A 21324-nucleotide genomic window follows, 5' to 3' on the forward strand; every position below is an offset into this window, starting at 1 on the left:
GCGCCACCGTGCCAGCATGACACCATGGCATCCTCGGGCACCACAGCGGCTTTGCCGCCTGAGGCCGAGCGTTCCAGTGGCACGGAAAGGCGAGGCATGACTGAGAAGACTGACTTCAAGAGGACCCTCGACTCGTACCGGGCCACGCGCGGCCGCTTCCGAGTCGTCGAGGTGCTTCCGCTGCGTTACCTCATGGTGGACGGCCACGGGGATCCCAACACCGCACCGGACTACGCCGAGGCCTTACAGGCCCTGTACCCGATGGCGTACACGCTGAAGTTCGCGTCCAAGCGGGAACTCGACCGGGACTATGTGGTGCCCCCACTGGAGGGTCTGTGGTGGTCTGAGGACATGGACGCTTTCACCACGGCGAGGGACAAGTCCCGGTGGGACTGGACCATGATGATCCTGGTCCCGGAATGGATCGCCACCGAGATGGTGGAGACGGCGAGCGAGGCGGTGCGGTCCAAGGGCGCCAAGTCCGCCGCCGGCCCGCCGGTGCGTCTCGACGACGTCCGTCTGGCCACCCTTGAGGAGGGCCTCTGCGTGCAGACCCTGCACGTGGGCTCCTTCGACGACGAGGCGCCGGTCCTGGAGGAGATGCACCACGGCTTCATCCCCGACAACAGGCTGCGCATGACGGGCACCCACCACGAGGTCTATTTCAGCGATCCCCGCAAAACCGCACCGGAGAAGCTGCGCACCCTCCTGCGGCAACCCGTTCTTCGGTCAGCCGTCTGATCCCACCAGGGCCGCGGCCGGCGTCGTGCCTTGGAATGCCGGAGTGGTGACCTGTCCGCTGAGACCGGCGCCCTTCAGGGCGAAGCGCTCACGGAGCAATGGCATGACGAGGCGGCCGAAACGTTCGGCCTCCTCGGCGTGCGGGTAGCCGGAGAGGCAGAAGCTGGAGCAACCGGCATCCACGAACTCGGCGATGGTGTCCGCCACCTGTTCCGGGGTGCCGACGATCGCGATGCCCGCGCCGTGGCGCACGGTGGCGATGCCGCTCCACAGGTGCTCGTCCACCAGGTGGCCGTCAGCCTGGGCGAGCTCCTTCATGCGGTCGTTGGCCTTCGATTCACTCCAACGCCCCTGGACCGATTCCCGGTGCTCCGCGCTGGCCGCCGAGATCAGATCCTCGGCGGCGGTCCAGGCCTGTTCCTCGGTCTCGCGGACGATCACCTGCAGGCGCATGCCGAAGTCCAGGGTGCGGCCCTTCTCCGCGGCACGGGACGTCATGTCCTCCACGTTCTTCGCGATGTTCGCGGGGGTGTCCCCCCAGAACAGGTGCACGTCGGCATGGCTGGCGCACAGCTCACGGGCCGCCTCGGACATCCCGCCGAGGTAGAGCGGCGGATGAGGTGCCTGGACCGGCCGGGGCTGGACGTGGACGCCGCGGGCGGTGAAGTACCGTCCTTCCACGTCGAAGGGCTCGTCCCGGGTCCAGGCGTCCTTGAGGATCTCGACCGTCTCCGTCAGCACGTCGTAGCGCTCGTCATGGTCATAGAACAGTCCGTCCGCGGCCATCTCGGCGGAGTCGCCACCGGTGATGAGGTTGACGCGCAACCGGCCACCGGAGAGCTGGTCGAAGGTGGACAGCATCTTGGCCATGACGGGAGGGGCGATGAACCCGGCCCGGGCTGCCACGAGCATGTCGATCTTCTGCGTCCGCGCCGAGACCATGGCACAGGAGATGTACGCCTCGTAGCACTCAGGCATCACGGGCACGAGGAGATAGGTGAAGCCGGCGTCCTCTGCGGTCTGCGCGATGTGGGTGAAGAGATCCAAACTGGGCGGCGTGGAGGCGGTGGGGTCCCCGATCCGCGCGGTGTCTCCCATCGTGGGGATGAACCAGCCGAGGTCGATCTCTGTGTCCATGCTTCATGCACCCTTCTGTCTGCCATCTGCGGCCCGGCACGCGACGGCGGTGATCTCGGGGCCGTCCTCCGTGACATCCACGATGGTGGCCCGGCCCGGCGAAGACAAGGGACATCCGAGTGTCATCGGCGTGAACATCTGCTGGGGAGTTCCGGGAAGACGCCGGCTTCTCCGGGTCCTACTCCGGGTCGGTCACGTCCGCGAGCCTCGCGCCGAGCGCCGCGACGAGCCGGTCGGCGTCGACCGTCACGGCCGCGCCCGGAGCTCCCGCGCCGATGGAGACCTGCACCCCCGAGAGTGCGACGTCGGCGATGACCGGCCAGGCCGTCGTCGCGCCGAAGGGCGTGATGGAACCGCGCGGGTACCCGGTGACCTCCAGGGCCTCAGCAGCGGAGGGCATGGACAGACGGTTCACCCCCAAGAGTGCCCGCAGCTTGGGCCAGGAGATGCTGCGGCCGCCCGGCACGAGGACGAAGAGGAAGTCGTTCTCGCCGCGGCGCACCACCAGTGACTTGATCAGCCGGCCCGGATCGACCCCGCGCGCCGCAGCCGCCTCGTCCAGAGAGGAGACCGGGCCGTGCTGCGTCAGGGTGTACTCAAGCCCGGAATCCATGATGGCCGGGAGGCCCGCAGGTTGGTCGGATCCAGGTTGGTTGGATGCTGGCTGGCTGGAGTGAGGCGGGTTGTTCACGGCGTCAGCGTAGCGGTCCGTCGGCCGGCGATGACGGTGTCGAGGCTGAGGCGGCCCGGGCCCACGAGCGCGAAGACCAGGGACGCCAGGCCGATGACGGCCACGAGCTCCCAGCCGTTGCCTGCCACGAAGACCCCGTGTGGAGCGTGCACGAACAGCACGGCGCCGAGCATGGTGAGAGCTGCCAGGATGCCGGCCACGGTGGTGAACAGCCCGAGGATCAGCAGGATGCCGCCGCCGAGTTCCACGATGGAGGCGATGAGTGCGGAGACCGGTGGGGCGGGAACCCCCATCTCCTGGAAGCTCGCCGTGGTGCCTGCGATGCCCCATTCGGTGAACTTCTGCCAGCCGTGAGCCACCAGGACGACGCCGAGGACCACGCGGGTGACGAGAAGCCCCCAGTCGCGGACCGGGGTGGGCAGGGGCAGCAGGCGGGAATCGGTGGCTGTCGTCATGGACGGCGTCCTCTCAACATTGGATCGGTGCGCGCCGGTTGGCGGCACTGATCCACCCTGACGGATTAATAGTTGAGACGTCAACTAAAACGGCGTGCACGTGAGAAGACGCATAGTGGGAATACGGCCGCGGTCAGCGCCGGCCATCCCCGGTGAGCTCCGGTCAACCGCGGTCAGCCCCGACCGCGCCCGCTCAGGCGCGGTCGGTGATCTCGGTGGCTCCGGAGTGCTCGGCGCAGTGCGCACAGCAGTACATGGTGCCGGAGACCTCGGCGCCGTGGCCGAGGATGCGGCAGCCGCAGTGGGCGCATGCCGGTGCCATGGTGTGGATGGCGCATTCGAAGCTGTCGAAGGTGCCCTGCCGTTCGCCCATGGTGATGGTGAACGCCTTGTCGTAGTCGTTGCCGCAGGTGTCGCAGACGGCCATGATGACCCCTTTCATCGGGTGGAGTCGGGTGCGCGGTCCGTCCAGCGTAGGAGCGCCCGACGCCGGCCGTACAGGTCTCCAGACCGGTGCGGTCCGGTTGCGGTCCGGCGTGGTCCGGCGCGGTGTTCGGGGCCGGTTCGTCCCACTGAAGCCCACCGACTCAAGCCACCCGCCTGACGCTCAGCCGGATTCGCCAAGCGCGAAGGAATGCTCGGATGTGCTCGGTATGGGTTGGCAGCACTCCACCAGTCCGACAGGGTGGGGGTATGGCTACTTACAGCACAACGAATCCGACCACCGGAGCGATCGAACGAGAGTTCCCGAAACTGGACGAGGCCGGGGTGCAGGACGTGCTGCACCGCTCCGACGCCGCCTTCCCCGGCTGGCGCTCGACAGCGGTCCGGGAGCGTGCCGAGATCCTGACCAGGGTGGCCGACGCCTACGAGGACCGCAAGGAGGAGCTGGGCCGGCTCATCGCCACGGAGATGGGCAAGCCCCTGAGCGAGGCCATCGGCGAAGCGCAGCTCGCGGGGGAGATCTACCGCTGGTACGCGGAGCACGGGCCGGACCTGCTGGAGCCGGAGGCGCTGGACCCGCAGGGTGCCGAGGAGTCGCTGGTCACCACGGAGCCGGTCGGGCCGCTCGTGGGCGTGATGCCGTGGAACTATCCCTACTACCAGGTGGCCCGGTTCGCCGCGCCGAACCTGATGGCGGGCAACACGGTCATCCTGAAGCATGCCGAGATCTGTGCCGCCTCCGCCCAGGTCATGGAGGAGATCCTCCATGCCGCCGGGGTGCCCGAGGATGTGTACATCAACGTCTTCGCCGGTCACGAGCAGATCGCCACCATGATCGCCGACCCCCGCGTCCACGGGGTGTCCCTGACGGGCAGCGAGCGTGCCGGCGCCGCCGTGGCGGAGACGGCCGGGAAGAACCTCAAGAAGGCCGTGTTGGAGCTCGGCGGATCGGACGCCTTCATCCTGCTGGAGGATGCCGACGTCGGCCGGGTGGCCCGCACTGCCGCCAAGGCCCGGCTCTCCAATGCCGGGCAGGCGTGCAACTCTCCCAAGCGGATGATCGTGCTGAACTCCCAGCTCGAGGACTTCGTGGCCACCGTGACCTCGGTCTTCTCCGAGGCGACCATCGGCGACCCCCTGGAGAAGGGGGTCCGGGTGGGCCCGCTGTCCTCGGTGAAGGCGCGGGACACCGTGGTGGACCAGGTCAAGCGGGCCGTGGAGCAGGGCGCCACCCTGCACACCGGCGGTGACGCCCTCGAGGGTGACGGTGCCTTCATGCGCCCGGCGGTGTTGACCGGGATCACCCCGGAGATGGACGCCTACTCCGAGGAGATCTTCGGCCCGGTGGCCATGGTCTACGGCGTCGACTCCGAGGAGGAGGCCGTCCAGTTGGCCAATGACGTGGGCTTCGGCCTCAGCGGGTCGGTGTGGGGCAACGACGTCGGCCGGGCTCAGGAGGTCGCCGATCGGCTGGCTGTGGGCATGGCCTACGTCAACGAGCACGGCACCACCCTGCCCGGGCTGCCCTTCGGTGGCGTGAAGCGCTCCGGCTTCGGCCGCGAGCTCGGGCGCTGGGGCATGGGCGAGTTCGTCAACACCCGGTTGCGCCGGACCGCACGGTCGTGACGCCGGGCTGAACCCACGTCACGGCCACGGCACTCCGCGGCGGACGCGGGGGCTGCCGGACGAGCTCCCCGGCGCCGATGGCGCACGGCGCGCGCGGACATGACGCCCGCCCCCAGGGCGCGGACCCGGTCCTGCAGTCCCCGGTCCGCGGTGGCCACCACCACCGTGTGGCCGGGGTCGGCGGCGAACAGACGCCCGACGACGGCCACCACCTCGTCGTCGCCCTCGCCCGGGGCGTCGATCACCTGGACCCCCTCCACCGACTCGAGGCCGCGGGCCTTGCCCTCGGCGACCAGGACGATCCCGGGACGGGGCCGCGGTGTCCCGGGGCCGGCGTCGGGCACCTCGAGGCCGTCCCGGGCCAGGATGGCGAGGTGGTCCCGGAGCCGGGAGGTGGCGCCCAACCGGTCTCTCCACCAGCCGTCCGGGACGGAACCGACCACGTTGGCGGCGTCCACGACGAGCGTCAGGGAGGTCTCCATGCGGCCATTCTTCCCTGCCGGAGCCGGGCGGCATGGGTAGGCTCGGAGCTATCCCCACCAACGTCAGGAGCGTCATGAGTTTTCTCGATCCATCCGTCTGGGACGGCAAGATCTACACCGACGGCTGGACCGAGGGTTCGGCCGATCCCGTGGACATCGTCGAACCGGCCACGGGCACGGTCCTGGGCCGGGCCGGGATGGCCTCGGGCGAGGACGTGTTCGCCGCCGCCACCCGCGCCGCGAAGGTCCAGAAGGCCTGGGCCGCCACCAAGCCCGAGGAGCGGGCCGCCGTGCTGCGCCGGGCCGGCCAGGTCTTCGAGGACCACGTCCAGGAGCTCAACACCTGGATCCAGCGCGAGACCGGAGCGATCGGGGGCAAGGCCGCGATGGAGACCCACGTGGCCGCCAACGAGTGCTTCGACTCAGCCGGATTGCCGCACCACCCGGCCGGTGAGGTGCTCACCTCGGACGAGGCGCACTGGTCCTTCGCCCGCCGGGTGCCGGCCGGCGTGGTGGGCGTGATCTCCCCGTTCAACTTCCCGCTGATCCTCTCCATCCGCTCGGTGGCTCCCGCGCTCGCGCTGGGCAACGCCGTGATCCTCAAGCCGGATCCGCGCACCCCCGTGAGCGGCGGCGTGATGATCATGCGCGCCTTCGAGGAGGCCGGCCTGCCAGCCGGGGTGCTGCAGCTGGTGACCGGAGGAGCCGATGCCGGCGCAGCCCTGTCCGAGGCCCCGGAGATCCGCGTGGTGTCCTTCACGGGGTCCACCGCGGCCGGGCGGAAGGTCGGGGAGGCCTGTGGCCGCAACCTGAAGCGTGCCCACCTGGAACTGGGCGGGAACAACGCCCTCGTGGTGCTGCCCGGCGCCGATGTGGCTGCCGCGGCCAGCGCCGGCGCGTTCGGCGCGTTCATGCACCAGGGCCAGGTCTGCATGACCAGCGGACGCCACCTGGTGCACGAGTCCCTCCGGGAGGAGTACGTGGCGGCACTCAAGGAGAAGGCCGAGAACCTGCCCGTGGGCGACCCCACGGGCCAGGTCGCCTTGGGCCCGATCATCGACGAGCGGCAGCGGGACAACATCGACCGGATCGTGCGCGGTGCCAAGGATGCCGGGGCGAACATCGAGGCCGGCGGCACCTACGAGAACCTGTTCTACGCGCCCACGGTGCTCTCCGGGGTGGATGCGGCGAATCCGGCCTGGACCGAGGAGATCTTCGGGCCAGTGGCCCCGGTGATGTCCTTCTCCAGCATCGAGGAAGCCGCCGAGATCATCAATGCCAACGAGTACGGGCTCTCCCTGGGCATCCTCGGGGACGTGGGCCAGGCCATGAAGCTGGCCGACCTGGTGGATGCCGGCAAGGTGCACATCAACGAGCAGACCGTGGCGGACGAGTCCAACGCTCCGATGGGCGGGATGAAGGCCTCCGGAAACGGGGCACGGTTCGGCGGTTACACCGCGAACATCGAGGCCTTCACCGAGGTCCAGTGGCTGACGATGCGCCCGGAGATCGCGCCCTACCCGTTCTAAAGCCCGCTCTGGCGCAGCGGCCCTACACGAACAGTGTGGGGCCGCTGCCGTGGACGCGGTCGTGCAGGTTCTCCATCCGGCGGTCCAGGTCGTCGGCGGCCTGCGCCGCCTCCTGCAGTTCATCCGCGACGTCGGCCGGCACCTCGCCGTCGTACTTGTACTTGATCTTGTGGTCCAGTGAGGCCCAGAAGTCCATGGCGATGGTGCGGAACTGGATCTCCACCGGGATCAGGATGACCCCGGTGGAGAGGTAGACGGGCACGCGGACGGTGGCGTGCAACGAGGAGTAACCGTTGGCCTTGGGCTGGGCGATGTAGTCCTTCACCGAGATCACCTCCACGTCCTGGCGCTCGGTGAACAGGTCGAAGACGCGGTACACGTCCCGGCGGAAGCTGCAGGTCACCCGGGTCCCGGCGATGTCCAGGATCTCTCGCCGCCAGATGTCCAGGTCCATGGGCAACTCGCGCCGATTGGCCTTGGCCACCAGGGAGTCCAGGGTCTTCAGGCGGGTTGAGACGTGTTCGATGGGGTTGTAGTCGTGCAGGTGCAGGAACTCGTCCTGCAGGATGTGCATCTTCGTCTCCACCTCGCGCAACGCGAACTCGTACTCGAGACTGAGTTGCCGGAAGTCGGCGCCGATGGTGGCCAGTCGCTGGGCGAGGCCCGGCGGCATGGTGCTCAGGTCCATCCCGGTCCCGGCGCCCAGCCGTTCCAGGTCGGTGGAGGGCGCCGACGGTTTGGGGGAGTCATCCATGTTCTCCAGTCTCGCGGATCCGCCTGTCACGAATCCGTGCCTTAGCTGGGTGCCGGCTGGATACCCGCTGGTTCTGCCGAGGGTCGGGGGCGAGCACCGCAGATCTGGAGGGGACGCGGCGGAATGGGGCGGCCTACCGTGGGGGCACGCGCGCAGATCCCCTGCATGCCCGGTCTGCCCCTCCCGAAGGATTGCCATGACCATCACCGACCTCTCCCACTACGATTCGGCCCCGGTCACTCCGCCCGTCGTCGACCAAGCGACGTGGCAGGCCGAGCTCGACGCCCTCCGCCGCCGCGAGAAGGCCGCCACCCGCGAACTGGACGCCATCGCCGCGCAGCGGCGACAGCTGCCGATGGTGAAGATGCCCGACTACACGTTGGAGGGGGCCTTCGGGCCGGTCCGGCTCGTGGACCTCTTCGGAGGAAAGCACCAGCTGATCGTCTACAGCCACATGTGGCACGACGGCGCCGAGTACCAGTGCGGCGGCTGCACCTTCTTCTCCTCACAGTTCCCCCGCCTGGAGTTCCTGGAAAGCTACGACGCGCGCTTCGTGGTTGTCACGCAGGGGCCGATCGGCGAGGCCCTGGCCTACCGCAGTCGGGTGGGAAACCGGATGAGCTGGTACTCGACGGCGAACAGCACTTTCGGGGCCGACGTCGGCGCCCCACCACATGCCGGATACGCCTTCAACGTGTTCCTGCGGGATGGCGAGGACGTCTACCGGACCTGGCACACCGACGGTCGTGGCCTCGAGACGGTGTCCCATGTCTTCGGGCTGATGGACGTGTTGCCCTACGGCCGCCAGGAGTCCTGGCAGCAGTCTCCGGAGGGATGGCCGGGCGGGGAGGCGTGCCACGGCTGGCCCGAGCCCCAGGACGTGGCCGGTTGGTACGGAAAATCCGCAGGCGCCTAAGACGCGTCGAGGACGCAGAACTCGTTTCCGGACGGGTCAGCCCACGTTGACCACGGCCACTCCGGGTTGTCGACGAGCAGCCGCGCTCCCGCCGCCTGGAGCTGGTCGGTCACGGCGCCGTCGTCGGGCCCGGGACGGACATCCACGTGGAGCCGGTTCTTCCCGCGCTTCGGACCCGATTCACGGAGGAACTCCAGGACGGGGCCGGTGCCGGAGGGGTGGCGCAGGGAGGCCGGTGCCTCACCCTCCACCCGAACCCATTCAGTGGCCACCGCCCAGAAATCCGCATCCCGCTCGGGATCGGCACTCTCCAGGGCCAGGGCGGAGATCGGGCCGCTGCCACGGTATGCCGGCCGCTCATCCATGACGCAGAAGGAATTGCCCTCTGGGTCCGCCAAGACGACCCAGGGGACGTCTCCCTGCCCGATGTCCGTGTGCGTGGCGCCCAGGCCGAGCAGTCGTTCGACGAGATCCTGTTGCCGCTGTTCGTTCCCACCGGTCAGGTCCGCGTGCAGCCGGGACTTCGCCGGCGAGGGGTCGGTGACGCGCTCGAAGCACAGGTCGAGGAAGCGGCCGCCTGCCAGAGGCAGCCGGACCTCCACGCCGGCCTCGTTGTCCGTGAGGGGCTCCGCTCCCAGGGCGGCCGCCCAGAAGTCCGCCAGCCGGCGCGGATCACGGGCATCGAAGTTCAGGTTCTCCAGGCGCATCCCTCCGGTCTACCAAGGCGCTCGTCGGCACGGCAAGGGCCTGACACCAGGACGGAGGCCAGCTCGCGGTATCGTGGCGGGCGCCGGGCAGCGAACTCTGGAACCGGGCCCGCGTGGGGCTTAACCTCGGCTCGGGCGCGCACGTCCGAAGTGCATCATCACGTGCACCATGCGGCCCGGATCAGAGGATTGAGCACGATGAAATACATGCTGATCATGCGGGCCACCGACGCCGCGGTGGAGGCCTCCAAGAGTATGCCGATGGAGGAGATGCTCAACCAGATGGGCGCCTACAACGAGGAACTGATGGCTGCCGGAGTGATGACGGGCGGCGAGGGGCTGGCCTATCCGGAGGACCGGGCCAACTTCGTGCTCGACTTCGCCCAGGACCCGCCGACCGTCTCGGACGCCCCCTACGGCGAGACCGAGGCCCTCTTCAACGGGTTCTGGATGATCGAGGTCCCCACCCGGGAGGACGCGGTGAACTGGGCCAGCAAGTGCCCACTGGGGCCGGGGTCCAAGCTGGAGGTCCGGCGCGTGCAGACGGAGGAGGACTTCGCCGACTTCGCGGACAATGAGTACATCCAGAAGGAGGCAGGCTGGCGCGAAGAATTGAACCGACCCGCAGGCGGGAACCCGTAGGCACCTGAGGAGACCCATGGCGGAATTCACAGACCGGTACGACGCCGGCCGGCAGCTCGCCGCCCACCTCACCTCCCGCGGGTGGATGCCGAACCCCAGCGTCGGGGGAACCGGGGCGCCCGGGGTGAGCGCCGGCGTCGGGCCCTCCTTCGGAACCACCGTGGTGCTTGGCCTGCCGCGCGGCGGCGTACCGGTGGCCGAGGTGGTCGCGCGGGAACTGGGTGCGCCCCTGGACGTCATCATGGTGCGCAAGCTCGGGGTGCCCGCCCACCCAGAACTCGCGATGGGGGCGATCGGCGAGCAGGGCGCCCGGGAGCTGGATGCCTCGATCGTGCGGCACTTCGCCGTCACGGAGGATCAGATCGCCGAGGTGGAGCAGTGCGAGCAGGAGACTCTGCAGCGCCGCGGGGCGTTGTTCCGGGCGGGCAGGGCGCCACTGGACCTCCATGGCGCCTCGGCCGTGATCGTGGATGACGGCATGGCCACGGGCGCCACGGCCCGGGTGGCCTGCTCCGTGGCCCGCCACCTCGGTGCCGCCCACGTGGTGCTGGCCGTGCCGGTGGCCGCCCGGGACACTGTCAGCGCGATCAAGGAGAGCGGTGAGGCCGATGAGGTGGTCGTGGTGGCCACGCCCCGGTTCTTCCGGTCGGTCGGCGAGCATTACGCGGACTTCACCGCCGTGGAGGATGAGCACGTGGTGACGATCCTTCAGCGGTCCTGATCCGTGAAGAACCTCAACAGCTCCGGTTCGAGTTCACCCGCGGCCTGCATGGGCAGCGAATGGGTGGTGTCCGGCCAGACCTTCACCGTGGAATCGGGCAGTGACTCTGCCCGCTCCACCGCGCCCGGGCCACCGGCCAGGGAGTCGCGTGAGGCCAGGGCCACGTAGACCGGCATGTCGAGCCGTTCCAGCTCGTCCTCGGTCAGGGGCGAGGGCTGCGGGAGGGCTGCCTGATAGTGGGCGGTGGCTGCCGTGATCATGCGGGTCATCGGCTCGTCGCGATCCTCCTCCGAGTCGATCTCCGCGCCGCCGATGCGCTCCAGGGCTGTCTCCCGCCAGGCCCCCGGCAGGCCCGGCAGTGAGGCGACCACGCTCCACCACAGCATCTCCGGGGAGGGGTTGGCCAGCGTGAAGACCGGGTCCAGGAGCGTGAGCGTGACGGTGCGGTCCGGGTACTGGTGCGCATAGGCCGAGGCCACGGCGCCGCCGAACGAATGGCCCATCAGGTGGACGCCCTCCGGGGCGAGTGCGGACACCACGTCGTCGACCGGGCCAGCCTGGTCCGCGAAATCCGCGAAGGGGACCGCCTGCTCGGACAGGCCGGAGTCACCGAGGGCATCGAAGGCCAGCACCCGGCGTTCCTCGGTGAGGTTCTCGAGGTTGTCCATCCACATGGGCACGCCGGAGGCCCGTCCGGGAACCAGCAGGATCGGGGTCTCGCCGCGGTTCTGGTCCGTGGCCCACTCGTAGACGCGGATCGTGCCGTGGCTGGTGTGGAGGTCATGGGTGTCCGTGGGCTCCGGCAACCGATTCATGGAGTCCTCGTAGGCCGACAGGTAGTCGCTGCGACCCTCGGCACTGCGGAAGTGGCCGACGCCGGGAGGGCCGGCAAAGAAGTTCCAGGTGGCGACCAGCCCGATCCCCGCCAGGACCACGAGCAGGCCGGTGCCCAGCCACCGGAGGATCCGGCGCCCGCGACCGGGGTGCCGGGGCCGGCGTCGTGCGGTTGAGGGGGTGGCGGCGCTGCTGGCGGAGTCGCCGGAACGGGCGGGTGGAGCGGAATCGCTGCTCGACGGTGCGCGTTTGCGTTTTACCAATATGTCCATACTGCAATGGTGATGCAAGTCGTCCGTACTGTAAAGTGGCGTCATGCCGAAGATCGTCGACCATGAGCAACGCCGAGGGGAGATCGTCCTGGCCTTGTGGCAGGTCATTCACGAACGCGGGATCGACGGGGTGTCCTTCCGTGCGGTGGCGGAGGCCGCTGGTGTGTCCATCGGCCGGGTGCAGCACTACTTCACGAGCAAGGACGAGCTGGTGGTGTTCGGTTGCCGTGCGATGGTGTCCGCGGCCGAGCAGGACCACGGCCCGGATCCATCCCCCCGGGAGCCCGCGCTGGTCCGCGACGCGTTGGCGGACTTCCTCTGCGCCCCCCTCCCGATCACCGAGGGATTGCGGGTCGGCTCCTCGGTGTGGGCGACCTATCTCGCCAAGTCTGTGTCCCATCCGGGCATCGCCGCGGTGGTGGTGGAGGCCATGCAGGGCCGCGTAGAGGTCACGGCCACACTGCTTGCTGCAGCCCGAGGAACGCGGGAGGCGCAGGGAGCGCGGGGGGCGCAGGGAGCGCGGGGTGCTGGACAACCGGCCCCTGAGGTGGAGGTGGCACCGGAGACAGCGAGGGTGCAGTCCACCGCCCTGGCATTGGTGTCACTGTCCGAGGGACTGAACACCCGGGTGCTGGCCGGTGCCCTGGGGGCGGAGGAGGCTGGTGCCCTGATTCGGGACGCGGTGGACCGCGCGGTCCACACGGACTGATCTGGCGAGGGGGGGAATCCGGCAGGATCGGAGACGCGCGGTGAGGGTTGCGCCCCTAGCGTGGGAGGACCAACCAAACCGGGAGGGCTCATGCGGATCGTGATCACCCAGAACACCACCCTGGACGGCCGGGTCGAGATGCTCGATCCCTGGTTCGATCCCTCGGACCAGGACGAGGAGCTGGCCGCCGAGATGATGCGGCAGACCGAGCAGGAAGACGTGCTGCTGCTCGGGCGGCAGACGTTCGAGGACTTCCGCGGCTACTGGCCGCAGCAGACCGAGGACACCACCGGCATGGCCGCGAGCCTGGACGCGGCGGACAAGCGCGTGGTCTCCTCCACCCTCACCGAGCCCGGCTGGGCCAACACCACCGTCATCTCCGGTGACCCGTTGGAGGCGGTGCGTGCCCTGCGGGAGGAGCCGGGGAAGGACGTGATCGTCACCGGCAGCATCACCCTGTGCCACGCCCTGATCGGGGCCGGACTGGTGGATCTGTACCGGATATTCGTCTATCCGTACTGGCAGGGCCGGGGCCGGTCCTTCTTCCCGGAGGGACACCCCGGGACGGGCCTGCACAGGGTGGAGGCCCGGGTCTTCTCCGGCGGGGTGACCTACGCGGCCTACGCGCCGCTCGCGGGACTCGGCTCCGAGCAGGACGACTGAGCCGACTGAGACGATCGACACGAGCGAAGGACCTGAGATGGGACAGCTGATCTACTCCGCCATCGGATCCCTGGATGGCTACATCGCCGACCCGGACGGTGACTTCTCCTGGGCCGAACCGGACGAGGAGGTCCACCAGTACGCCAACGACATGCTGCTCGGCGTGGACCTGCACCTCTACGGCCGGACCACCTATGACCTGATGACCGTGTGGGAGACGGACCCGGACTTCGCCGCGGCCTCGCGCGTCTACGCGGAGTTCGCCCAGCGGTGGATGGACGCGGACAAGGTGGTCTACTCCACCACGCTCGGCGAGGTGTCCACCCGGCGGACCCGGCTGGAGCGTGCCTTCGATCCGGACGCCGTGCGTGAGTTGAAGGATTCCACTGGCGGCGGGATCATGATCGGCGGACCCACCCTGGCCGCCCACGCCCTGCGCGCCGGCCTCGTTGACGTGGTGGACCAGGTCCTGCTGCCCATCGTCATCGGCGGCGGGCTCCCCGTCTTTCCCGACGGCGTCCGGCTGGGTCTCGAACTCGAGGCTGAGCGCCGCTTCGCCTGCGGTGCGGTGGCGGTGCGGCATCGGGTGACGGGCGTGACCCCTCCGAACTGAGTCGCGGAAATTGCCCCTGATGCTATGGAATCAGGGGCAATTCCTGCGACTCGGATGTGGGGTCAGAGTAGGTTGACGAGGAGAACGAAGGTCAGGGTGCCTAGCCCGATGCTCAGCAGGGTCCGCCGGCCGCAGAGCAGGTGCACCGCCACGGTGACCGCGGCCGCGAGGGCCGCGTGGGCCGCCGTCGCCCACTGGATCCCGGCGTCACCGGTGAAGGTGCCGACCCAGGTCGACGCGGCCAGGATGGCCAGGATCCCCACCGGCATCCACAGCCCGAGGGCCAGCACCAGCCGGGACTCTCGCAGGGGTTTGAGGACGGCGAAGGGCACGGCCCGCAGCGCCACGGTGATGGCGCCGGCGATCACGAGGGCGGCGATGACGTAGCCGAGGTCAGGCAACGGTGGTCTCCTTCTCCGGCTGGCCGCGCTGCCGGGAGAGCGCGTACCGCACGGCCAAGGCGACGACGAACAGCATCATCGCCACGAACAGTGACTGGCTCGGCAGGATGAGGTGGGCGGCCGCGAAGCACGCCAGCGCCATGACGAGGGAGGGCACCTGATTCCGTGTCCGGCAGGCGTCCAGGGTCAGGGTGATGAACAAGGCCACGAGGGCGAATTCGAGGCCGTCGATCGGACCGGGCAGGGCGGAGGCAAACAGCACCCCGGCCAGCCCGCCGAAGACCCAATAGCACTGGAAGGCGAGCTGGGTCGCGAGCAGCCGCGGGGCCGTCCACCCGCGCGGATTGGCCGCTGTGATGGCATAGGACTCGTCCGTGAGCGCGTAGACGGAATACGCCCGTGCCAGCGGGTTCCGCACCACGTGCAGCGGGAAGGTGAAGGCGTAGAAGACGTGCCGGAAGTTCACCAGCAGGGTGGTCACGGCGATCGTGGCCAGCGGGGTGGCCGCGGCGATCAGCCCCACCAGCAGCAGCTCCACCGAACCGGCGTAGACCGCGATGGACAGGGCGGGGGCCATCCACCACGGCAGCCCGTACTGGATCACCAGGATGCCGAAGGCCACACCCAGCGGGAACATGCCCAGACCGGCCGGCAGGGACAACCGGATGCCGAAGGCGATCTCGGCGCGGCGGCCGCGCGGTTGATCGATCGCCTGGGTGGTCATGGATCCATGATCCCCCGTTGCCGGTGCACTCTGGTGGTACGTGACATCTTGGTTCAAGGATCCGACAGCATGTAAACAGTTATACCCGGCCCGCCCTGGTGGTAATAGCTCCTGGGCCAACACGGAGGCGTCTGCCGGCTCACGGACTGGAGGAACTGATGGGGCAGCAGACCAAGGACTTTGGCGTCATCGCGAACCTGCGGGACGTCCGGTGACCAGCGCGCTGGCCGCTGCCGGGTGGGGACTGTTCGCCGGGGCCGCCCTGGTCATCGGCGCCGCGATCGCCTGGTTCGTCGACGTTCCTGCCAAGGTCGTGGGTTCCGTGATGGCGTTCGGTTCGGGCGTGTTGATTTCCGCCGTGGCCTTCGAACTGTTCGACGAAGCAGCGCACACTGGTGGGCTGTGGCCAGCCGTGGTCGGCTTCGCCTTCGGTGCGGTGGTGTACATGCTCGCCAACCTGGCCCTGGCCCACTTCGGCGCCCGGCACCGCAAGCGCTCCCAGCGTCAACAGCCCTCGAACGAGGATCAGGGCGGTAGCGGGCTGGCCATAGCGATCGGAGCCCTTCTGGACGGAGTACCCGAATCCGTGGTCCTGGGCGTCAGCCTGCTCAGCGGTAATGGGGTCAGCGCCGCGGTCGTAGCAGCCGTGTTCATCTCCAACCTCCCCGAAGGTCTCTCCAGCGCTGCGGGGATGAAAAAGGCCGGCCGCGGCCCTGCCTACGTGTTCGGAGTCTGGGGCGGCATCGCGATCATCAGCGCCCTGTCCGCAGCCGCTGGCTACCTACTACTCGGCGCGGCCCCGCCCGCGGTGATCGCCGCCATCACGGCCATCGCGGGCGGTGCGATCCTCACCATGATCGCCGACACCATGATCCCCGAGGCCTTCGAGATCACCCACGCCTGGACCGGACTGATCACCTCTGCCGGCTTCCTCCTGGCCGCCGCCATCAGCTGGCTCGGTGGCTGAGCCGCGGCGGGCCCGTGTCCATCACGCTGCCCACCGCAGCCGTGGTGATGGTGGCCTGGTTCGCGCTGAACGGCCGCGAATCGTGCGGCTCCGGGTCACGAACCCGCCGGGTACGGATCCGCCCGCAGCAGCCGCGCCAGGTGCGCCGCGTTGCGTGCTGCCCCGGCGGTCGTGGAGGCCACGTTCTCCGGGACCTCGTCCAAGTCCTGGTAGTCCACCGTCTGCATGGCCTCGCCCACCCAGTACGTGCCGGCCTGCGCCGGAACAGAGAATCCGATGTCGCTGAGGGCCTGGGTCATGTCCGCGATGGTCTTGTGGGCGCCGTCCTCGTTGCCGACCACGGCCACGATCGCCGTCTTGTCGTACATGATCGGCCGGCCCTGCTCGTCGGTCTCGGACAGGTCCGCGTCGAGCCGCTCGATCACCCGCTGGGCGATGCTGCACGGGTGACCCATCCAGATGGGGGTGGCGAGCACGAGGATGTCCGCGTCCAGGACCTGTTGGTGCAGCGCGGGCCACTCGTCCCCGCCACCCATGTCCACCTGCACGCCCGGTTTCACGTCATGGTCGACCACCCGGACGGAGGAGGTGGCCACTCCGTTCTTCTCCAACTCGCCCAGCACGTGCCGGGCCATCAGCTCGCTGCTGGAAGGCTTCGGGGACGGAGTCAGCGTGCAGACCAGAGCGAGGGCCTTCAGGTCCCGGGTGGAGGCGGACGCGGTGTCAGCAGTGGAATCAGTCATAGGTCCAGCATGGTGACCGCCGCCGGGACCTGGCCAGTGCCCAGTGACAGCCAGACGGCGCGTCGGCTACGCTTCAATCCATGAAGCGTTGAGTCCAGCCCCTCCCGCGCCCGAGGCACCGCCCGGCGGGACCCTGCCGGTGCATACCAGGACTCCCTCATGACCCATCCCCACTCCATGCCCTCCGCTGATCTGCGCTCCTCCGGTCAGTCATTAGACCGGCGCCGAGCCCTCACCCCCGTCGCCTCCGCCCTCGGCGGCGTGGACCACCTCACCCTCGACGGTGTCTCCAAGTCCTTCCCGGACCGTCGCGTGCTGACCGATGTCTCCTGCACGGTGGCCTCCGGCGAACGCGCCTGCCTCATCGGCGAGAACGGCACCGGCAAGTCCACCCTGCTGCGCATCATCGCCGGCCTGGACGATGATCACGGCGGCCGCGTCACCGTCCCTGGAAGCGTCGGGCTGTTCCACCAGCAGCCGCCCTTCGCCCTGGACCTCACCGTGCAGGAGGTGCTGGATGAGGCCACGGCCCCGGTCCGCGCGGTCGCGGAGCAGGTGGCTCGGCTCGCGGAGGCGCTCGCCGACAGCGCCAGCCCGGGCACGACGCCGGCCCGCGCCCCGGGTGCCCACGGCACCACCGCTGTGCGGTCGGACGCGGCCCCGACCGACACTGCCAGCCCCTCCGAGGTCGCCACCGCCTACGACCGCGCCCTCGCCGAGGCCGCCCGTACCCAGGCGTGGGATGTGGACCAGCAGGTGGACCGCCTCGTAGACGGACTCGACCTGGCACGCATCCCGCGCACCCGGCCGGCCTCGTCCCTCTCCGGTGGTCAGCTGTCCCGGCTCGCCCTGGCCTGGCTGCTGCTGCGCCGCCCGGACACCCTGCTGCTGGACGAGCCCACCAACCACCTCGACGCCCGCGGCACCGCGCTGCTCGTGGACCTGCTCGCCGGCTGGTCCGGCCCCGTGCTGATCGCCAGCCATGACCGCGCGTTCCTCGACGACGTGGCCACCACCCTGCTCGATCTTGACCCTGCCCCGCAGCTCCACCGGGACGTTCCCGGCGCCGCGGACGCCGGCGGTACGGGCTCCGGCTTCGGGCTCACCCGTTACGGCGGGCGCTACACGGACTACCTGCTGCATCGGATCGGCGAGCGGGAGCGGTGGGAGCGTCGGTACCGGGACGAGCAGGCCGAGCTGAAGCGGCTGCGCCAGCAGGTCAAGGACAACCACACCGTGGGCAACGCTGACCGCCCGCCTCCCACGGAGGGCAAGATGGCCCAGAAGTTCTATGCGGACCGCAATGCCAAAGTGGTCTCCCGGCGCGTCAACGAGGCGGCCACGGCGCTGGCCCGGCTGGAGGAATCCCAGGTCCGCCGGCCGCCCGCCGTCGTGAGCTTCGGTGGGCTGGCCGCAGCTGCCCCGTCCAGTGATGCTGTCAGCGGCGAATCCAGCGGTGACCACCTCCCCACGGCACGTGGGCAGGGAGCCGGACGGCCGGCGTCGGACGCGGGGCCGGTCCTAGCGGCCACCGAGGTGGCCCTGGACGGCCGGTTGGCCCCCGTCTCGGTGCACCTCGGCGCGCGCTCGCGGTTGCTCATCACCGGGCCCAACGGCGCCGGAAAGTCCACGCTGCTGCGCATCCTGGCCGGAGACCTGACGCCCGACGCCGGCTCGGTCACCACCACCGGCCGGCTCACCATCGGTCTGTTGGGCCAGGACGCAGAGCATCTCACCGAGGCTGAGCGGAGGGCAGAGGATGCGACCGTCGCGGAGTCGTATCGACAGGCGGTGGGTGACGCCACCGCGCAGCGGGTGCCGTTGGGAACCTTCGGCCTGATCGCCGGGCGGGACGAACACCGCCGTGTCCGGGACCTCTCGGTGGGGCAGCGGCGTCGGCTGGACCTGGCCGTGCTGCTGACTGACCCGCCGGACGTGCTGCTGCTGGACGAACCGACCAACCACTTCTCGCTGCTGCTCTCCACGCAGCTGGAGGCGTCCATCCCGGGGTACCCAGGTGCCGTCGTCGTGGCCAGCCATGACCGCTGGCTCCGCGCCGGATGGAAGGGGCAGACCCTGGACCTCGCCCCGGCCGACCCGGCACGATGATCGCATGAATGAATTCGCCGGAACCTGGGATCGCCACGCCGCACCGCTGGCCGAGGTGGTCCATGCCGTCACCGACTGGGATGCGGCCAGTCCCTGTGAGGGCTGGAGCGCCGCCGACGTGCTTGACCACCTCATGCAGACCCACCGGGACTTCGTGATCCGCCACGGACGGGAGATCCCCCTCGTGCCCGGCTCGCCGGCCGAACAGTGGGACCATCACGCCGCGGCCATGGCGGCACTGGTCCGGGATGAGGCGTTCGTGCACACCCCCGTGGACACGCCATTCGGGGAATCCACCGTCGGCCAGGTGCTCCTGGACTTCTACGGCATGGATCTCCTCGTGCACCGCTGGGACCTGGCGACCTCGCAGGGCGCCGACCACCGGCTCGGCGAGGATGAGCTGGCCGAGGTCGATGCCGCCGTCGACGGCTACGGCGAGGCCGCCTACGGTCCGGGCGTCTTCAACCGCCCGGCCGAGGTGCCGGCGGGCGCCAGCCGGCAGCAGCAGGTCCTGGCCCGGACGGGACGGCGGGCCTGACCGCCCGCGGGCACGGACGAACTACCAATGTCTCCCAGCACGGACCGGGAGTCCGCTCAGGATGCGTTGCCCGCGGTCCCGGCACGCTCGGTGGTGACCGCGCGGGTGAGGGACACCAGGCGGGCCAGGACCTTGGTCAGGGAGGCGTCATGATGGTCGGTCAGTGCCAGCTTCCCGCCGGGGAAATCGACGCGGCGGATCAGGTTCACCGAGTCTCCGACCACGTGCATGTTGTAGGCGGCCACCGTCACCCGCCAGGCCTCGTTCGCCCGCACGCCGCCGAGTCCGCCGTAGGCCACGATGGCCAGGGTCTTGTCCCTCCACTGCCGGCTGAGCAGATCGTAGGCATTCTTGAAGGCCCCGGGGATGTTGCGGTTGTACTCAGGGGTGACGAAGACGAAGCCATCGCACTCGGCCACGGCGTCCCGCCAGCGGTGTACCTCGGCCGGCCCGTTCTCGTCCTGGGCCCAGTTCTCGTCGGCCATGACCGGCAGGTTGAACGCCTTGACGTCCAGGAGCTCCCACTCCACGTCCGCGGTATCGACCTGCGTCCGGGCCCGTTCGGCCACCCAGGCGCCGATGGACTCGCCGAGGCGGCCCTCGCGAACTGATCCGATGACGATGCCGATCTTCATGCGGTGCCCTCCAGTGGTGCTCGCTCGTGGCAGGTGCGGCCAGGTGGCCGCGGCCCTCCCCAGCGTAGGCGGACCACGCCATACTGGGCAGGGGGTCGGTCATACGCCGTCCCACACCTCACCGTCTCCCGAAAGGCAGCCGCCATGAAGATCGATCAGGCCCATGTGCTCGTCAACGACCAGGATGCCGCCAAGGCGTTCTACACCGAGGTGCTCGGCTTCGAGGTGGAGACGGACTTCGCCAGCGGGGACTTCCGCTGGCTTGCCCTGCGCGCGCCGGGTCCGGACGCCGGCGCCGCCCTGGTACTCGGCCGTGCCGAGGGTGCGGCGGTGGCCTTCCAGAACGAGACGCGCCTGGCGGGCATGCCCGCCTTCGTTCTGACCCTGACCGGCGGCCGTGAGGAGTTCGAGCAGATCCGCGCCCGGGGAGCCGAGGTGATCTCCGAGCCGCAGCAGCAGGAATACGGCGGCACGGACGCGCTGATCAATGACACCGTGGGCAACATCATCTGCCTGCACCAGGACTGACGGCCGTGGCGCTCCGCACCGTTCCGCCCGTGCCGCCCGTGCCGCCCGGGAAGGCGGCCGGGGCAGCCGGCCGTTGGACCGGCGTCGGGCGGGTGGTGTTCGCCCTCGCGGCGCTGCTGTCCTTCACGGGCAACGCGCTCTCGTTCCACATCGGCTCCTGGAAGGATTCGGACCTGCCCGCGGGCGCGGGTTTCTCGGGCGGCTTCGCCGGTGGTTGGGAGCACCTGGTCAACCAGCCGACCTACTTCACCTTCCTGGCCAACTTCCTGGTGGGACTGACGTCCCTGCTGCTGGCCCTCCGCCCGCACCGCACCTCCACCCTGTTCCACGCGCTGCGGATCGCCGGGGTCGTCTGCATCGTCATCACCGGCGTGGTGTTCAACGTCCTGCTGCGGGACGCGCCGCCGGGAACACCGGTGGAGCATCTGAACGACACGATCCAGCACATCATCACGCCGATCCTGACACCACTGGTGTGGCTGGTGTTCGACCCCCGTGGCCACGTCACGTGGAAGCGGATCGGCCTGGCGGCCATCATCCCGCTCGCCTGGCTGGCGTTCACGCTGGCGCGGGGGCCGGCGCTCGACTGGTACCCCTACAGCATCCTGGACGTGCCGCGCATGGGCTATGACGGGGTGTCGGTCTACGTGCTGGCGATCCTGGCCTTCTTCTTCGTGGTGGCCGCACTGATGTGGGCAGCGGACCGAATGCTGGCAGGAACGTCCGGCAGGACCTCCGGCTGA

Annotated in this window: 25 protein-coding genes; 14 read left to right on the plus strand and 11 right to left on the minus strand. The window is 69.5% G+C overall.

Features of this window, described 5'->3' with window-relative positions:
- Window positions 1-96: 96 nt before the first annotated feature.
- Window positions 97-741, plus strand: a complete 645-nt coding sequence (locus BOSE125_RS14170; protein WP_159553552.1) for a GyrI-like domain-containing protein — start codon at window positions 97-99, stop codon at window positions 739-741.
- On the opposite strand, the gene BOSE125_RS14175 is transcribed toward BOSE125_RS14170, so the two are convergent.
- The 4 genes from BOSE125_RS14175 to BOSE125_RS14190 form a co-directional block, all read right to left on the minus strand.
- Window positions 730-1878, minus strand: a complete 1149-nt coding sequence (locus tag BOSE125_RS14175; RefSeq protein ID WP_159553554.1) for an LLM class flavin-dependent oxidoreductase — start codon at window positions 1876-1878, stop codon at window positions 730-732. The genes BOSE125_RS14170 and BOSE125_RS14175 overlap by 12 nt on opposite strands.
- A gap of 178 nt (window positions 1879-2056) precedes the next feature.
- Window positions 2057-2491 (minus strand): aminoacyl-tRNA deacylase, encoded by a 435-nt coding sequence (locus BOSE125_RS14180; protein WP_159555221.1) that lies wholly within the window; start codon window positions 2489-2491, stop codon window positions 2057-2059.
- Between the two features lie 74 nt (window positions 2492-2565).
- Complete coding sequence (locus BOSE125_RS14185) at window positions 2566-3024, minus strand: DoxX family protein (protein ID WP_159553556.1); 459 nt, start codon at window positions 3022-3024, stop codon at window positions 2566-2568.
- 193 nt (window positions 3025-3217) lie between these two features.
- Entirely contained in the window at window positions 3218-3466 is a 249-nt protein-coding gene (locus tag BOSE125_RS14190) for a hypothetical protein (protein WP_371300601.1), read from the minus strand.
- Window positions 3467-3717: 251 nt separating this feature from the next.
- Between BOSE125_RS14190 and BOSE125_RS14195 the strand changes: the two genes are divergently transcribed.
- Both BOSE125_RS14195 and BOSE125_RS14200 read left to right on the plus strand, forming a co-directional pair.
- A complete protein-coding gene (locus BOSE125_RS14195) occupies window positions 3718-5094 on the plus strand; it encodes an NAD-dependent succinate-semialdehyde dehydrogenase (RefSeq protein WP_159553558.1) in 1377 nt (458 codons plus the stop codon).
- A gap of 556 nt (window positions 5095-5650) precedes the next feature.
- Window positions 5651-7105 carry a benzaldehyde dehydrogenase gene (locus tag BOSE125_RS14200; RefSeq protein WP_159553560.1) on the plus strand — a complete coding sequence of 485 codons (1455 nt, stop codon included), beginning with the start codon at window positions 5651-5653 and terminating at the stop codon, window positions 7103-7105.
- A 22-nt stretch (window positions 7106-7127) separates the two neighbouring features.
- Here the strand turns inward: BOSE125_RS14200 and BOSE125_RS14205 are convergent, their stop codons facing one another.
- A complete protein-coding gene (locus tag BOSE125_RS14205; protein ID WP_371300602.1) occupies window positions 7128-7859 on the minus strand; it encodes a GTP pyrophosphokinase family protein in 732 nt (243 codons plus the stop codon).
- Between the two features lie 196 nt (window positions 7860-8055).
- On the opposite strand from BOSE125_RS14205, the gene BOSE125_RS14210 reads away from it, so the two are divergent.
- Entirely contained in the window at window positions 8056-8775 is a 720-nt protein-coding gene (locus BOSE125_RS14210) for a DUF899 family protein (RefSeq protein ID WP_159553562.1), read from the plus strand.
- On the opposite strand, the gene BOSE125_RS14215 is transcribed toward BOSE125_RS14210, so the two are convergent.
- Window positions 8772-9482, minus strand: coding sequence for a VOC family protein (locus BOSE125_RS14215; RefSeq protein ID WP_159553564.1), 711 nt, complete (start codon window positions 9480-9482; stop codon window positions 8772-8774). The two genes, BOSE125_RS14210 and BOSE125_RS14215, sit on opposite strands and share 4 nt — an antisense overlap.
- 198 nt (window positions 9483-9680) lie before the next feature.
- Here BOSE125_RS14215 and BOSE125_RS14220 point away from each other — a divergent pair, with 198 nt between their 5' ends.
- Together BOSE125_RS14220 and BOSE125_RS14225 are read left to right on the plus strand one after the other, a co-directional pair.
- On the plus strand, window positions 9681-10124 hold the full coding sequence (locus tag BOSE125_RS14220) for a YciI family protein (protein WP_159553566.1): 444 nt from the start codon (window positions 9681-9683) through the stop codon (window positions 10122-10124).
- 16 nt (window positions 10125-10140) lie between these two features.
- The gene (locus BOSE125_RS14225; RefSeq protein WP_159553568.1) at window positions 10141-10845 is read left to right on the plus strand and encodes a phosphoribosyltransferase; all 705 of its coding nucleotides are present in this window, start codon (window positions 10141-10143) and stop codon (window positions 10843-10845) included.
- On the opposite strand, the gene BOSE125_RS14230 is transcribed toward BOSE125_RS14225, so the two are convergent.
- The gene (locus BOSE125_RS14230) at window positions 10833-11951 is read right to left on the minus strand and encodes an alpha/beta fold hydrolase (protein WP_159553570.1); all 1119 of its coding nucleotides are present in this window, start codon (window positions 11949-11951) and stop codon (window positions 10833-10835) included. The two genes, BOSE125_RS14225 and BOSE125_RS14230, sit on opposite strands and share 13 nt — an antisense overlap.
- Window positions 11952-11994: 43 nt before the next feature.
- Here BOSE125_RS14230 and BOSE125_RS14235 point away from each other — a divergent pair, with 43 nt between their 5' ends.
- The 3 genes from BOSE125_RS14235 to BOSE125_RS14245 all read left to right on the plus strand — a co-directional run bounded on the left by BOSE125_RS14235 (window position 11995) and on the right by BOSE125_RS14245 (window position 13936).
- Window positions 11995-12660 carry a TetR/AcrR family transcriptional regulator gene (locus BOSE125_RS14235; protein WP_159553572.1) on the plus strand — a complete coding sequence of 222 codons (666 nt, stop codon included), beginning with the start codon at window positions 11995-11997 and terminating at the stop codon, window positions 12658-12660.
- A 90-nt stretch (window positions 12661-12750) separates the two neighbouring features.
- Window positions 12751-13323 carry a dihydrofolate reductase family protein gene (locus BOSE125_RS14240; protein ID WP_159553574.1) on the plus strand — a complete coding sequence of 191 codons (573 nt, stop codon included), beginning with the start codon at window positions 12751-12753 and terminating at the stop codon, window positions 13321-13323.
- 37 nt (window positions 13324-13360) lie between these two features.
- Window positions 13361-13936, plus strand: coding sequence for a dihydrofolate reductase family protein (locus BOSE125_RS14245; RefSeq protein ID WP_159553576.1), 576 nt, complete (start codon window positions 13361-13363; stop codon window positions 13934-13936).
- A gap of 62 nt (window positions 13937-13998) precedes the next feature.
- Here BOSE125_RS14245 and BOSE125_RS14250 read toward each other — a convergent pair whose 3' ends face one another.
- Window positions 13999-14337 (minus strand): AzlD domain-containing protein, encoded by a 339-nt coding sequence (locus tag BOSE125_RS14250; RefSeq protein WP_159553578.1) that lies wholly within the window; start codon window positions 14335-14337, stop codon window positions 13999-14001.
- Entirely contained in the window at window positions 14330-15061 is a 732-nt protein-coding gene (locus BOSE125_RS14255) for an AzlC family ABC transporter permease (RefSeq protein ID WP_159553580.1), read from the minus strand. Before BOSE125_RS14255 ends, BOSE125_RS14250 begins: the two co-directional genes overlap by 8 nt.
- A gap of 211 nt (window positions 15062-15272) precedes the next feature.
- Between BOSE125_RS14255 and BOSE125_RS14260 the strand changes: the two genes are divergently transcribed.
- Window positions 15273-16028, plus strand: coding sequence for a ZIP family metal transporter (locus BOSE125_RS14260; protein WP_159553582.1), 756 nt, complete (start codon window positions 15273-15275; stop codon window positions 16026-16028).
- A 95-nt stretch (window positions 16029-16123) separates the two neighbouring features.
- Here the strand turns inward: BOSE125_RS14260 and BOSE125_RS14265 are convergent, their stop codons facing one another.
- Window positions 16124-16771: a flavodoxin family protein gene (locus BOSE125_RS14265; RefSeq protein WP_159553584.1), complete on the minus strand. Its 648-nt coding sequence runs from the start codon at window positions 16769-16771 to the stop codon at window positions 16124-16126.
- Between the two features lie 159 nt (window positions 16772-16930).
- Here BOSE125_RS14265 and BOSE125_RS14270 point away from each other — a divergent pair, with 159 nt between their 5' ends.
- Window positions 16931-18880, plus strand: coding sequence for an ABC-F family ATP-binding cassette domain-containing protein (locus tag BOSE125_RS14270; protein WP_236558027.1), 1950 nt, complete (start codon window positions 16931-16933; stop codon window positions 18878-18880).
- Between the two features lie 4 nt (window positions 18881-18884).
- Window positions 18885-19418 (plus strand): maleylpyruvate isomerase N-terminal domain-containing protein, encoded by a 534-nt coding sequence (locus tag BOSE125_RS14275; RefSeq protein WP_159553586.1) that lies wholly within the window; start codon window positions 18885-18887, stop codon window positions 19416-19418.
- A 56-nt stretch (window positions 19419-19474) separates the two neighbouring features.
- Here BOSE125_RS14275 and BOSE125_RS14280 read toward each other — a convergent pair whose 3' ends face one another.
- On the minus strand, window positions 19475-20053 hold the full coding sequence (locus BOSE125_RS14280) for an NADPH-dependent FMN reductase (protein WP_159553588.1): 579 nt from the start codon (window positions 20051-20053) through the stop codon (window positions 19475-19477).
- Window positions 20054-20197: 144 nt separating this feature from the next.
- Between BOSE125_RS14280 and BOSE125_RS14285 the strand changes: the two genes are divergently transcribed.
- Together BOSE125_RS14285 and BOSE125_RS14290 are read left to right on the plus strand one after the other, a co-directional pair.
- Window positions 20198-20581 (plus strand): VOC family protein, encoded by a 384-nt coding sequence (locus tag BOSE125_RS14285; RefSeq protein WP_159553590.1) that lies wholly within the window; start codon window positions 20198-20200, stop codon window positions 20579-20581.
- Window positions 20582-20586: 5 nt separating this feature from the next.
- On the plus strand, window positions 20587-21324 hold the full coding sequence (locus BOSE125_RS14290) for a Pr6Pr family membrane protein (protein WP_236558028.1): 738 nt from the start codon (window positions 20587-20589) through the stop codon (window positions 21322-21324).

Source organism: Citricoccus sp. K5, from assembly GCF_902506195.1.
Classification (GTDB): Bacteria; Actinomycetota; Actinomycetes; order Actinomycetales; family Micrococcaceae; genus Citricoccus.

Coding starts and splice junctions, on each gene's coding strand:
- BOSE125_RS14170 (WP_159553552.1), top strand. CDS start 97: ATGACTGAGAAGACTGACTTCAAGAGGACCCTCGACTCGTACCGGGCC.
- BOSE125_RS14175 (WP_159553554.1), bottom strand. CDS start 1,878: ATGGACACAGAGATCGACCTCGGCTGGTTCATCCCCACGATGGGAGAC.
- BOSE125_RS14180 (WP_159555221.1), bottom strand. CDS start 2,491: ATGGATTCCGGGCTTGAGTACACCCTGACGCAGCACGGCCCGGTCTCC.
- BOSE125_RS14185 (WP_159553556.1), bottom strand. CDS start 3,024: ATGACGACAGCCACCGATTCCCGCCTGCTGCCCCTGCCCACCCCGGTC.
- BOSE125_RS14190 (WP_371300601.1), bottom strand. CDS start 3,466: ATGAAAGGGGTCATCATGGCCGTCTGCGACACCTGCGGCAACGACTAC.
- BOSE125_RS14195 (WP_159553558.1), top strand. CDS start 3,718: ATGGCTACTTACAGCACAACGAATCCGACCACCGGAGCGATCGAACGA.
- BOSE125_RS14200 (WP_159553560.1), top strand. CDS start 5,651: ATGAGTTTTCTCGATCCATCCGTCTGGGACGGCAAGATCTACACCGAC.
- BOSE125_RS14205 (WP_371300602.1), bottom strand. CDS start 7,859: ATGGATGACTCCCCCAAACCGTCGGCGCCCTCCACCGACCTGGAACGG.
- BOSE125_RS14210 (WP_159553562.1), top strand. CDS start 8,056: ATGACCATCACCGACCTCTCCCACTACGATTCGGCCCCGGTCACTCCG.
- BOSE125_RS14215 (WP_159553564.1), bottom strand. CDS start 9,482: ATGCGCCTGGAGAACCTGAACTTCGATGCCCGTGATCCGCGCCGGCTG.
- BOSE125_RS14220 (WP_159553566.1), top strand. CDS start 9,681: ATGAAATACATGCTGATCATGCGGGCCACCGACGCCGCGGTGGAGGCC.
- BOSE125_RS14225 (WP_159553568.1), top strand. CDS start 10,141: ATGGCGGAATTCACAGACCGGTACGACGCCGGCCGGCAGCTCGCCGCC.
- BOSE125_RS14230 (WP_159553570.1), bottom strand. CDS start 11,951: ATGGACATATTGGTAAAACGCAAACGCGCACCGTCGAGCAGCGATTCC.
- BOSE125_RS14235 (WP_159553572.1), top strand. CDS start 11,995: ATGCCGAAGATCGTCGACCATGAGCAACGCCGAGGGGAGATCGTCCTG.
- BOSE125_RS14240 (WP_159553574.1), top strand. CDS start 12,751: ATGCGGATCGTGATCACCCAGAACACCACCCTGGACGGCCGGGTCGAG.
- BOSE125_RS14245 (WP_159553576.1), top strand. CDS start 13,361: ATGGGACAGCTGATCTACTCCGCCATCGGATCCCTGGATGGCTACATC.
- BOSE125_RS14255 (WP_159553580.1), bottom strand. CDS start 15,061: ATGACCACCCAGGCGATCGATCAACCGCGCGGCCGCCGCGCCGAGATC.
- BOSE125_RS14265 (WP_159553584.1), bottom strand. CDS start 16,771: ATGACTGATTCCACTGCTGACACCGCGTCCGCCTCCACCCGGGACCTG.
- BOSE125_RS14270 (WP_236558027.1), top strand. CDS start 16,931: ATGACCCATCCCCACTCCATGCCCTCCGCTGATCTGCGCTCCTCCGGT.
- BOSE125_RS14275 (WP_159553586.1), top strand. CDS start 18,885: ATGAATGAATTCGCCGGAACCTGGGATCGCCACGCCGCACCGCTGGCC.
- BOSE125_RS14280 (WP_159553588.1), bottom strand. CDS start 20,053: ATGAAGATCGGCATCGTCATCGGATCAGTTCGCGAGGGCCGCCTCGGC.
- BOSE125_RS14285 (WP_159553590.1), top strand. CDS start 20,198: ATGAAGATCGATCAGGCCCATGTGCTCGTCAACGACCAGGATGCCGCC.